This is a genomic window from Candidatus Eisenbacteria bacterium, assembly GCA_018831195.1.
In the GTDB taxonomy this organism is placed as follows: domain Bacteria; phylum Eisenbacteria; class RBG-16-71-46; order CAIMUX01; family JAHJDP01; genus JAHJDP01.
This window is the reverse complement of the sequence record JAHJDP010000033.1, coordinates 1-12,453: the sequence shown is the minus strand read 5'-3', so window position 1 is coordinate 12,453 and position 12,453 is coordinate 1. Positions and strand designations below refer to the sequence as shown.

The 12,453-nt window shown below is 56.3% G+C and carries 10 protein-coding genes; 8 read left to right on the top strand and 2 right to left on the bottom strand.

The features are described 5' to 3' along the window. The 8 genes from KJ970_07005 to KJ970_06970 form a co-directional block, all read left to right on the top strand. A partial coding sequence (locus tag KJ970_07005; GenBank protein ID MBU2690661.1) for a hypothetical protein occupies positions 1-280 on the top strand: 280 nt, incomplete at its 5' end. Positions 281-316: 36 nt separating this feature from the next. After that, positions 317-3,886 (top strand): TM0106 family RecB-like putative nuclease, encoded by a 3,570-nt coding sequence (locus tag KJ970_07000; GenBank protein ID MBU2690660.1) that lies wholly within the window; start codon positions 317-319, stop codon positions 3,884-3,886. A gap of 419 nt (positions 3,887-4,305) precedes the next feature. Beyond that, positions 4,306-4,845 (top strand): hypothetical protein, encoded by a 540-nt coding sequence (locus tag KJ970_06995; GenBank protein MBU2690659.1) that lies wholly within the window; start codon positions 4,306-4,308, stop codon positions 4,843-4,845. A gap of 142 nt (positions 4,846-4,987) precedes the next feature. Continuing rightward, positions 4,988-5,536: a hypothetical protein gene (locus KJ970_06990; GenBank protein ID MBU2690658.1), complete on the top strand. Its 549-nt coding sequence runs from the start codon at positions 4,988-4,990 to the stop codon at positions 5,534-5,536. An 83-nt stretch (positions 5,537-5,619) separates the two neighbouring features. Continuing rightward, positions 5,620-6,495 carry a hypothetical protein gene (locus KJ970_06985; protein ID MBU2690657.1) on the top strand — a complete coding sequence of 292 codons (876 nt, stop codon included), beginning with the start codon at positions 5,620-5,622 and terminating at the stop codon, positions 6,493-6,495. 8 nt (positions 6,496-6,503) lie between these two features. Continuing rightward, complete coding sequence (locus tag KJ970_06980; protein MBU2690656.1) at positions 6,504-7,061, top strand: hypothetical protein; 558 nt, start codon at positions 6,504-6,506, stop codon at positions 7,059-7,061. Positions 7,062-7,130: 69 nt separating this feature from the next. After that, complete coding sequence (locus tag KJ970_06975) at positions 7,131-7,565, top strand: hypothetical protein (GenBank protein MBU2690655.1); 435 nt, start codon at positions 7,131-7,133, stop codon at positions 7,563-7,565. A 49-nt stretch (positions 7,566-7,614) separates the two neighbouring features. After that, positions 7,615-10,827, top strand: a complete 3,213-nt coding sequence (locus KJ970_06970) for a hypothetical protein (GenBank protein ID MBU2690654.1) — start codon at positions 7,615-7,617, stop codon at positions 10,825-10,827. A 143-nt stretch (positions 10,828-10,970) separates the two neighbouring features. On the opposite strand, the gene KJ970_06965 is transcribed toward KJ970_06970, so the two are convergent. Both KJ970_06965 and KJ970_06960 read right to left on the bottom strand, forming a co-directional pair. After that, positions 10,971-12,026 (bottom strand): hypothetical protein, encoded by a 1,056-nt coding sequence (locus KJ970_06965; GenBank protein ID MBU2690653.1) that lies wholly within the window; start codon positions 12,024-12,026, stop codon positions 10,971-10,973. 1 nt (position 12,027) lies between these two features. Then, positions 12,028-12,453: ATP-dependent helicase (locus tag KJ970_06960; GenBank protein ID MBU2690652.1), on the bottom strand; the 426-nt coding region annotated here is incomplete at its 5' end.

Sequence of the window (12,453 nt, the reverse complement as noted above, 5' to 3'; positions counted from 1 at the left end):
GTTCGCCGAGCAGTTCGGCCGTTCTTCATGGTTTGTGATTGGGGTCATTCTGACGTTCCTTGCGGCGGCGTGGGCGGCCCGCGGCGCCCATCGCGCCGCATGGCGCTACGGGGCCGTCGCTGGTGTCATCGCCGGCATCACCATGTTGTTCCCCGGCTTCACCATCAGCCTGCAGGCTCTTGGTGAGTTCGCCCTCACGGCTGCAGCCGGGGTGCTGGGTGGATTGCTTGCCGGGAGAGTCGGGAAAGGTGGCCCGTCAAAGAGAAACGCCCACGGTTGAAGATGGTGTTAGGCTGAATCCGATGAACGATACGTTATGAAAAAATCCGGCGCATCCATCCAATTCTCGCCCACCGACCTCACAAACTATCTTCAAAACCCGTACATCACCTGGATGGACCGCCTCTATCTCGAGCACCCGGACAGAACACAACCTGACGCATCGGCCGACGAGGCTATCCTCATCCGGAAAAGGGGCCTCGAACACGAGCGCGATTTCCTCGCCCAATTAAAGGCCGCGCAGAAGGATATATGCGAGATATCCACCGGAGCTGATCGTGTCGGGGAGACGGCCGCCGCAATGGCGGAGGGTCGCGGCATCATCTACCAGGCCGCCCTATCCCACGAAAAATTAACCGGATACGCCGATTTCTTAATAAAGACTGGCAAGCCCTCCAAACTCGGCAATTACAGTTACGAAGTCTGGGACACGAAGCTCTCCCTGCAGACAAAGCCCTATTTCCTTATCCAGCTCTGCTGCCTCGCCGAGATCTTGGAAGCTGTCCAGGGCACAAAACCGGAGCTGATCAGAATCGTCCTCGGGGACGGAACCCAAAAATCATTCCGGACCGATGATTTCTTCTTCTACTACCTCTTCCTCAAGCGCGGCTTCCTGGCGCAACAAAACAATTTCGATCCCCAAGATCCCCAAAACCCGCCCGAACCGCTCGGTGAAGGCAAAAATGGCCGCTGGGAAAGCACAGCCGGGCAATGGCTCCAAGAACACGACCACCTGAGCCTCGTGGCCGGCATCACCACCATCCAGATCGAGCGTCTCAAGAACGTCAAGGTCACGACCGTCGCGCAGCTCGCCAAAGCGCACCGCAAAAAAGTCCCCAAGATGCGCGCCGAAACGCAGGAAAAGCTGTGCGAGCAGGCCCGGCTGCAAATGCTCACAAAAACGACAAACAAACCTCATTTCGAACAAATCAAGCCCGACCCGCAAAACCCGGCCCGCGGATTAGCCCTCCTCCCGCCGGCCTCCAAAAACGATGTGACTTTCGACATCGAGGGTTATCCGCTCGCCCAATTCCAAGGCCAGGCCCAAGCCCAAGCCAAGGGCGGGCTCGAGTATCTCCTCGGCGCCGTCACCATCGAGACGCCAAAGCGTGCCTCCCGAAGCCCAAAGCCGATCACCAATCCAGAGCTGACCTACCACGACTGGTGGGCGCACGACGAGCGTCACGAGAAAAAATCGTTCGAGGCGTTCATCGACTGGGCCTACGCCCGGTGGAACAAAGATCCCGCGATGCACATCTACCATTACGCCGCCTACGAGGTCACCGCGATAAAACGGCTCATGACGAAGTATGCGACGCGCGAGAATGAGGTGGACACGCTCCTTCGCGCCGGCGTCTTCGTCGACCTTTATAAGATTGTACAACAGGGTGTCCGGATGGGTCTCCCGAGCTATTCGCTCAAGAAGGTCGAGCAATTTTATCTCGATGGCCGGGAAGCGGAGGTTGCGACCGCCGGCGATTCGATCCTCTTCTACGAGCGGTGGCTGGAAGCTCAGGACGGCGCCACATGGGAAACGTCAAAAATCCTCAACGAGATCCGCAACTATAACAAAGAGGATTGCGAATCCACCCACAAGCTCACTGAATGGCTCCGCGGCCTGCAAAAGAAATGGCGGATTGACTATATCCCGGACGCCGGGGCGGCCGCTCCCGCGGAGGCGATGCGGGAGCCGACCGCGCGGGAGATCCTGAGCCAGGAGCTTTTGGATTCCATCCCGGACGGCGCCTCCACAGAGGCCTCCAGCGGCGCTTCCACGGCACCGGCATCAAAGAGGGATGACCAATGGCGTATCCGCGAGCTGCTGGCTTGGCTCGTCACCTTCCACCGCCGTGAGCAGAAGCCGATGTGGTGGGAGTATTACAATCGTCACGAGATGACGGATGAGGAATTGTGGGATGACCTTGGTTGCCTTGCGGGGCTCAAACGGACACGCATGCCGGCAGTAGCCATCAAACAATCAACAGGATTTGAGTATCGCTTCGATCCCGATCAAGATACCAAGCTCACTGTTGGGTCGATTTGTGAAATTGCCGGGCATCGAGGGTGGAAAGTCAAGATCGGGCAAATCGATATGGATGCGGGGCGGGTGTTACTATTAGCCGGTCCCAAAGCGCTGGAGGCGTTTGAGGAGATCGGAAGCTCGCCGCCGGCCCAACTCAGCCTGGTCCCTGACGATCACGTGGGGACAGAATCGATCGAGGCCTCGATCGAGAGGGTTGTCAGAGAATATCAAAAATCGAACAAACTCCCATCCGCCCTTGATGATTATCTGCACCGCCGCCGTCCACGGATTCACAAAAGGATGAAGGGACCGCTCCTCCGCAAAGGTGAAGATATCCTCGCCGGGACGCTCGATGCGGCGCTGAACATGCGGGATACGACCTTGTGCATCCAAGGTCCTCCCGGATCGGGCAAGACCCACACGGCGGCCCACGTCATCCTCGGGCTCCTGCAGGCCGGGAAACGGGTGGGGATCAGCGCCAACAGCCATAAGGCGATCTGCAATCTGATGGGGAAGGTGGCGGAGTTCGCCAAGAAAGCGGGTGTCGGCCTGTCCGCCGCGAAGGTGGGAGGCGAGCCTGACGATCCGCTCTTTGAAGAGACCGGGATCCGGCATGAGGCGAGTACCAAGCAGGCCATCGGCAGGTATGACCTGATCGGCGGGACGGCTTGGGCTTTTGTCAGACCTGAAGCCGTTGGCTCGCTGGATTATCTCTTCATCGATGAGGCGGGACAGGTTTGCATCGCCAACCTTGCGGGAATGATCCCGAGTGCCCGGAATGTGGTTCTGCTCGGCGATCAGATGCAGCTCGGCCAGCCGACGCGGGGATCGCATCCTGGGGAAAGCGGATTGTCCACGCTCGAATACCTTCTTCAGGATCACGCCACGATTCCGGATGATCTCGGGATCTTTCTCGGGACGACCTGGCGGCTTCATCCCGAGCTGTGCCGGTTTATCTCGGAGGCGGTTTATGAGGGCCGGCTTCAGCCCGAGAAGCACACGGCGGCCAGAAGAATCCTGGTTGCCGGATCCGGCGCAATAAAGGGGCGGATTAAAGAGACGCCGGCCCCATCGATGGCGATGACCCGGGAAGCGGGGCTTCTCTTTATTCCGGTGGAACATGCCGGCAATGTCCAGGGGAGCGATGAGGAGGTGGATGCGATCGATGGCCTCATACAAAGCCTCCTGAAACTGGAACACACGGATAAGAAAGGGAAGAACGCCGGCCGGTTGACTCTTGACGATATCCTGATCGTCGCGCCCTACAACATGCAGATCCGAAAGCTGAAGCAGGCTCTCGGACCCGGGGCGCGTATTGGAACCATCGACAAGTTCCAAGGGCAGGAGGCTCCTGTGGTCATTGTCTCCATGTGCGCCAGCGCGGGCGACACCTCGCCCCGCGGCATTGATTTTCTTTTCAACAAGAACCGCCTTAACGTCGCCATTTCCAGGGCCCAGAGCCTCGCGATTGTCGTCGGCCATCCGAATCTGACGGAGACTCTCTGCGGCTCAATCCGGGAGATGGAGCTGGTCAATTTGTATTGCAGGGTCGTGGAGGAGGGGCTGAACTCTTCCGGGGATTAGATCAGGTCCAACATATCGCCCCGCGGTCGCCCCGGCAGGGCCCGTCCGCATCTAAAGTGAATTGCGAGATAATTCCGCTATCGCAATATGTCATAGCCTAATACAGACCAAGCGTAATAATTCCTGTCTTTCAGCGCCGTTTGGATTCTAAACGGGCGGGTCTTTGGGGGCGCCGACAGAATCAGCCTGAAATTGGTAAATTTTGTGCCCCGGATTCCGTCCTGTTGCCCAAACGCGACTAAATATCCTTTTTGAATTTCCCGATGAGCTAGGTAGCGCAGAGCCTTCGATTAGCTCTGGATGCTGAAGACCAACTGGGCAGGATGCTCAGAAAAGGGAGCCCTCATGCCAAAGGAATGGTAACAGGGGTTCTTGAGAACGACTGGGTCAGAGCACAACTCGGCCTGGAGGTTTAAGTAATGCGTAGACTACTCTTTGTCTGTTTTGTCGCGCTTTCATTGAGCATGACAGCAGTATGGGCCGCCGATGAGTCCGACACGGTGAACTCAACGATTGGCGGAACCATCCCGGAACTCTGCCAGATTTCCATCGCCGGCGATCTCACGGGGCTACTCACTTTGACCCAAGATGGGACAGGCGAGTCAGCCTATGACGCTGGATATGTGGAATCAGCCGCGGATGCCACAATCCTTACGCTGGACGCCAACAAACAATGGCAGCTCGGTGTCAATTATAATGCCGTATGGACGTGTCCAGGCACATATGACAAGGATGAAACTGATCTGCTGATTCAGATAACCAATACACCCACCGGAACGATCCAAAACAGTTATGACAGCTATGTGTCACCTCCGGCGGCGAAACAAGCCATGCTCACTCATCCAACGGGTGTATCCAACAACAGCGTCGAAATTCAGACGAGAGTGCTCCTGGACTGGACAACGGATATTCCGGGCGTCTACTCGATTACTCTGGTTTATACAATGGAGACAAACTAGAGGACAAAAAGGGGCGATCCGGTTGTTGCCGGCGCCGCCGGCCAACCGGATTTTAGGCCAGGCCCTCAATGCGCCATCCGTCGCATGATTAGCGGCGGCTAAACCTGCCAGGGACGGCACGGTTGAGTTCAAGGAGGAACGGATGAGGTCCGTCAGGCCATCATTCCGTCTATTTCTGTGCGCGCTCCTGACGCTCTCACTATGCCCGATTTTTGCTCAGGAGATCCAAACAACCTCCCTGACAGTCGCTGTCCCGCGTCTGAGTGCGCTGAATATCAGCGGGGACGTGTCGGGCATTCTCACCCTTTCCGTCGATGCCGCCGGTGAATCGGCCTTTGACGCCGGTTTTATTGAATCCGCGGCCGATGCGACGACGCTGACCCTCAGCACGAATGATACATGGGATCTCAATGTCAAACGCAATGGGGAATGGTCCTGTCCCGGGGCGTATGACAAGGCTGAAGACGATCTCGTCATAAAGATCACCAACACACCGACCGGCACGATCCAAAACGGGGCCGATTCCTATATCACTCTCTCTACGACGGATACCGAAATTCTGTCGCACGACAGCGCCGTTACGGATAATGCGGTAGATATACAAACCAAGGTCTTGCTCGATTGGACAAAGGATATACCGGGATCCTACAGCATTTCCTTGACCTATACGTTAACGACCCATCTGCCATAACATGGGTTTTGGAAGCATCCGCGTGGCAGCTTTTATAAAACACCCGGACGGATGGGAAGAGAAGTCGAAACTGGAGGATGGAGATGAAAACCGGTTTGCTGCGGCGTACTGTTATAGCCCTGTCTTTCGCGATCTTATTGCTGCCGCTGCTGCCGCCGGGCGCTTGTGTGGCGGCTTTTGTCGCTTCCCCCATGGAACAGCATCTGGCCATAGAAGCCGGATCGCAGGGGGGTGCCACGATCACGATGCATAATACCGGAAAACTCCCTCTAACCCTGAAACTGTACCTTGCCGACTGCCATGTTTACCCGAACGGCCAGGAAGAGGATCGGGATCCGGGTGCGGTCGATAGAAGCTGCGCTCCGTGGATCTCCATTGGCGACCAGTTAGTGGAACTCGAGCCTGGTGAAACAAAGCGGGCCATGCTGAGAATGGCGGTGCCCGAAAATGCGAGGGGAAGTTATTGGACGAAACTATATATTGAAGAGGTCAGCACGCCGGAGCCGAGCACACGTGAGATTGAAGGCAGGAGATATCAGGTCTTTTTGAAGCAGCGGATCGGTATTCGAATCTTCCAAAATGTCCAGGGAACAGAGGTGCCGGATGCGGAAGTCACATTTGTCGGCGTGAATCCGGCGGAGCACGGCCGGGAAATACTGACCTCCGTCAAGAATGCCGGAAACTGCATCCTGCGGTGCGATGGCCGCGTTGAGTTGCGGGATGCGCAAGGCGGGGTTGTCGAATCGCTGAGCTTTAATTCCGGCGGAAAGTTTTGGCTCTTTCCGGGAAATCAACGCGAATTGGTCGTGACGACCGACACCAAGCTGCCGCCGGGCATCTACACGGCCCTTGCGATAATCGATTTCGGCGGGGATCACCTCATCGCGGGGGAGGAGATGTTCCAGATTGAAGGGGATAATGAGGATATTCTCTTAGGCCAGGGGAAGGCCGGCGAGTAATGATTCCGGTGAAGCGATCACAAACGAATCCGGGCGCCCATTGTGGTGCATGCGCCAGCGCCCGCCGGATCAGGCGCTTTGGCGCCCGCTGTGCGGTTGATTTTGGCGTGGCGGCGATCGTGATGCTTGCCATCGGGTGCCTGTCGGTTTCCGCACTGGGGAATGAGGTCCGGGTTGAAGTACAGTTCTTTGTGCCTCAGCTGCAAAAACTGGAAATCGATCAGGTTGTCTGGGCCCTTCCTTCGCCGACGGCTGCGGATTTCATGGCGGGATATCTAAATGTCCCCGCACCCTTCAAACTGACCTTGTTCAGCAACACCCCTTGGACCCTGAGTATTAAAACTGATCGGGATGATATTTCGGTTCTGCGGGAGGGTCCAATTCCCCTGCAGTGGTCTGTGGATAAAAGACAATACGATTTCATTTCGAATGATTGGAAGACCATCACATCCGGCGAAAGCCGGGTGAACGGCCAGGCCGTGGAACTTTCATATCGGATGCTGCTTGACTGGCAAAATTGCGCGGCCGGTGTCTACAAACCCCGTCTGCAATTCAAACTGAATTAGGAGTCAACACGCATGACGCGCCATAAGATTCGGGCATTGTTGCTTTTAATCCCTATACTCGCGGGCCCTATGGCTCCAGCGACAAGTGCCCGGGCCGATGGACCGGAATTGCGGGCTGAAATACAAAGGGTGCACGCACCGTTGGTCACCGCAGCGTCAGTTGATGATGGATATGTGGAGATCGACCAAGCGAGGGGGAATTACGCCGTTTCCTTGGAGATCGAACCGGGTGAATCGACCCGCGGGTGGATATTGACCATAAGGTCTGACCAGGAAGTGTTCGAGCCGGTGGGAGCGGGCAAGCCCTGTTCGGATCTGATGTGGAAGTTGGATAACGAAGGCAAGGAGGCTTATCAAAGACTCGAAAGCCATGAGGCTGTCGTCGTTGAAAATCCTCAAGGAGGAGCGGCGCGGATCACCCTCGATGCGTTGGTTAAGATCGATTGGGAGACTGATCCGGGCGCCTATAGCTTGGGACTCATCTTCCGGATTGAATACATCTAGCATTTGCAGGACCAAGCTTTGCAGCAGGCCTGTTTTCGCCTGTCTGGGGATGCTTGCGCTCATTTTAGGTTTTGCGGCCAAACCCGCGCAGGGGAGGCCTGAATTTCTTCTGCAGGAATTCGATCAAGCGTATATCTCGGGAGTTCAAAGGGCGCCGGCAAGGGCCGGGGATTTTTTCACCTGCAGTTATCAGATCGAAAATTTGCAATCCGACTCGCTAAAACTTCAGCTTGAGATTGATGCCCCTGATGAATGGGTCCCCGTGACCGGTCGAAAGCAGGTCGTTATTCCCGCACACGCCATTTGGACCATTCCATTTACCCTCTGGGTTCCATCGCAGGCTTCGGCCGATTCGTTGCATAAGATTATTGTTCGCGCGCAAACGATTCCCGAATTTCGCAGGCTTGAGAATGCAGTGCTCAATGTCGAAGTCGCTCCGACAAGCGGAATGTACGTGAGGTCGCTGACCGATGGTCTGGAGGGTGAGGCGGGGAGCGAGGTCAAGCATCTATTTGAGCTGCAAAATACCGGGAATAGGACGGATGTCTACCATATCAGCGCCCTTTCGATTCCACTCTGCGAGACGAGGCTATCCGAGACAAAAGTTAGACTGGAGCCGGGAGAGAGTCGGCAAATTTCCGCGACGATGACCCCGCCGGATAACGATCGTGAGAAGACATTGTATATACTTGAACTCAAGGCTGATCAAAATAATGCCATGACCGGGCTCCAGCCTGTTCATTCCGAAACAGAGGTCCTGACTACCGTTTATAAATCGCACCGAGCACCTGGCAGATACAAGCGGCTGCCGTTGAATGTCATGATGCGGATGGGAGCGACCCAAGGAAATCAGCCGTTTTATGGGATTAGATTTGATACCAAGGGAAATATCAGTCCAAGCGCCCAGATCGATATGGAAGCCGATTTCACGACGGAGACCCAAAATCCAGGAATTACTTCTTGGAAGAATCAGCGCTTTCACCTGGCCTGGCTCGATAAATCGTGGAAACTGAATCTCGGCGATGTTCACCGGGAATATCCTGATGTCACGACAAAATCAATTTCGGCCCGGGGTGTAGCGTTCGAGGGGCAGAGGGGTGAGTGGACGGGACGGTTTCTTGCCGGCAAGGGGCGCATGCCGGAAGTGATTCCGACGTGGGGCGCCGGCATTGAATATGGGACCGTTAGGAAGTTCGCTTTTAGTGTCGATTATGTTCGACAGGGCGAGGAAGGAGTTCAATACCACAAGGATGATTTGACAAGTATCACGGCCCGTTTTAATCCCACCCAAGAGCTGAATCTTCGATACGAAACGGGGTTTTCCAGGACCCGCGCTTACACCGGGATTTCGCGGGGGAACAGCGGGCTGTTTCATCTGGATTATCAAAGTGCGAAGTTGAAGATCCGGGGCCGGACCTATTATGGGTCGGATGGATATACCGGATGGGCCCACAACAGGGATGGTGTCGCTCTTTATTCAAGTTTTAATGTGAGTCCCTTTGCCAAGCTATGGATGAATGTTGATTCGTCCCGCGGCCGCTCATACATGTCGAAGGATTCGCCGGAATCATCGACATCCCGCATTCGCTTTGGAGGGCGCATTCTCACCTCTTCTTGGCCGGGGGTGGAGATAACGGCGGGGAGCAATTCTTACGAAAGCGAAGCCTCCGGAAGCCGCTCGCAAACCCAAGAACGCGATATGAGCATCATGGCCTCGCATAATTTGGGCCCGATTCTGGCCACGGCAATGTGGAAGTGGGGGCTGGCGGAGAATCATCTGTCGGGCAGCTCGGGACGCACAAATGGGCTGGAATTCAATCTGGGTTGGCAGGCGCCGGGGTGGCATGTGGCGTTTCACCTTAATGATGATCATGGACGCTCTACAGTCAGCGATAACGCGACGTGGGCGACGTCACTTTCCGGAGATGTTGCGTGGAATTCATGGAGAAGGGGTGTGACGGCAAGTCTAATGTTTGCGTCGCGATGGGTTTCTTCCGTCATTAATATCAACGATCGGGTGAGAGAGGATCGTGTCTATCCCAAATTAGGCCTGCGATTGGGTGGAAAGTTATGGCTAAGTTCCGATGCCGGATTCCGGACTAACAACGGCGAGTTGGAATTCGATCGGTGGCAAGTGCGGCTGACTTTCTCTTCAGCGGAGGCGCTGCCGGTTGTTTGGTCTCCGGTTCGAGGCGGCGTACGCGGCGTTGTTTTCTTGGACGAGGATATGGATGGGTATCCCGATCTCGATGAGGAGCGCATCGAGGGTGTCATTCTGCTGATGGAGGGGAGTCATAGGATCACTGACCGGGCGGGGCAATTTGATTGGGAGGCGATGAATCCGGGGATCTATTGGTTGGATCTGAATCAGGAGACGCTGCCCTCCGGATATTTTTTAAAGCAGAAGCTTCCACTGGAGGTTCATGTATCGGCCGGAAATGAAACGCAGATTGCTATTCCGCTGACGCGGGGTGGAGAAGTTTCCGGCCTCGTATTTAAAGATGATAATCATAATGGCGCCCGGGATTCTGAGGAGGGCGGGGTTAGCGGGATTCGAATGGTGTTGACGCAGGAAGGAACGCATGTGGCCGAGTGGCTCACGGACAACTCAGGAATGTACAAGGTTCGGGATATTCCATCGGCCCGGTATCAGATTCGGATCGCGGATAATTGGCTTCCGTCGAACTGGGTATTAACCGGGCAGCCGATGGTTGATGTGGAAGTGGGGGGGGCGAAGTTGGTTTATGCGCCTTCGCTGGGAATCGCGCCGAGGATAAGGCCGATTGTGACGACGTATCAGAGTGGGTTTAAAAAGAGATTGGCGCAGGTTGAACGGGAATCCGCGCCGGTCGCGGCGGCAGCGGCGTCGCCGGCAGCGGCGGCAGAGCCGGAGATAGAGGAACAGATTCCGCAGGTTGTTTTGGAAGCGCCGAAGGTGGAGGAAGAGATTCCGCAAGTTGCGGCGGCAGAGCCGCTGAGAAGGGAGAAGACGCCCTCGGTTGCGCAAAAAGATGTTGAGAGGGAGACCCGGGCGTCGCGCGAGACTCCTGAAGCAGCAAAATATCTCGAAGCGCCCCAGAACCGGTCATCCGCAAAGGAATCACCGGCTAAAGGGCCGCTCAATCTTACAGAAGTCTATGATTCGACGCTCCAGTCGCCAATCCCGGCGCCGGAACCCACGTGGCAGGAACATCTAATGCTCCAACTCGCCCGCCTTGGCATTCATTTCATGGATGGACGTTTGAGCTTCAATTTGCGGTAGTCTCTGATGGCTGTGGCTTTCATATATTCCTGTCCACATCAACCGCGCTTTCGGGTCCGAAATCGTCCCGCCATACAGATCCAAACAAGGTCTGTGGTTGCGGTTGTCCAGGGCGATGAGAGAATCCATAAGCGCACCCCATATCAGGATGATTTCCCGGCACACTCCAAGCACAGCACGCGCAGCCGATCATCGATCGTCATCTCAAGGCTGCCCTTGCCGCATTCGTCGCAGGGGATCGATTCCAAGCGGCCCAGGAGGGAATTCCAGGTAATGGGCAGGATGCGTTCCTCCCGGCGATATCGGAGATCGTAGGTGGCGCGGAGCACCGGCATGTCGACCTGCATCACGGCCGCCGGTTTCAAGCGCACCCGCAACGCATATCGCATGTCAAGATCCCGCACCTTGCGGTCATACTCCCCTCGAATGCTCTCCAACTTGGCGTCGACCTGCGTGGCGCTGAGCTTCCGCCCGCGGGTCTTCCTCCGGCATACCTCTTGGGCCAGCGCTTCGTAATAGCCATGCAGGCGCTGGGCGTCTCGGTTCCGGCGGCGGTCCAAGCTCTCTCGGAATGGATCGAGCCGGCGATGGACCATCCGCGACGCCTCGCGCTGAAGCGCTTGGGCGACTTCTTTGAGCGTTCCGCCGCCCATGAGATCGCCGCCCCGGCGGGGAACAAAGACCTGGGGGTCTCCGATTTGTTGGATGAGCTCTCCAACAGGGGAGAGCGTCGCCTGATTGACCATGGTTGCGATCAGGCTTTCGTAGGTCTCCTCGCTGACGGCATTCAGCAAGTAGTGCACGAGAAGGTAGTTTGCATGCGAGGGCTGAGTCTCACGCAGGGTCATTTGGACGCGCGTCCTAAATCGAAAGGCTTCCTGCGCCTCATTGGCGAGGCTGCGTGGGCGCGGCCAAGGGAGGTCGCCGCGAATCCTAACGGCGCTGCATTGCGTGCGCACGAGATCCAGCAGCATCTCGAGGTCGGCGGATCCATAACCGATCAATCGGAGGTTGCTGTCCGTTCCCGGCCTCGTTGCCAGCCTGGATTCTTCCTCCCACTCGAGCCGGGCAGCGAGCTCTGCGGGTAGGAGTGTGTGCAGGGTGCAGATCTGGTTGCCATGAGCATCCACGGCGGTCTTGCCTTCAACGACGGCGCCGTGCAAATCCAATACGCGGGTCGCGAATTGCAGTGGATCCATGTTAAACCTCGTAATCTTCGCCGAAGAGCGAGTCATCCAGGGACTTGATACGTTCGTACTTCTCTTTGGCCCGTTCCAGCTCACGCGAAAGGCCGATAAAATTCGCCGCCGCATCTTCGTCGGTGTTGGCAGAGGCCCAGGCTTCGAGAACCCGCTCGGAGAATTCGCGCTTGTCCTCCAATTGCCCGAGGATCAGATCCACTTCGCCGATGACCAGCTCGAAAAGATTGATCTTCTTATCCAGTATTGTGAGCAGATGATCTTCAACACTCCCGCGGGCGCAGAGGTTGACAATCTCGATCTCCTTCTCCTGCCCGATGCGGTGGATACGGCCGATACGCTGCTCGATACGCATCGGATTCCATGGCAGATCAAAGTTCACGATGCGATGGCAGAATTGAAGGTTGCGCCCTTCGCCACCCACCTC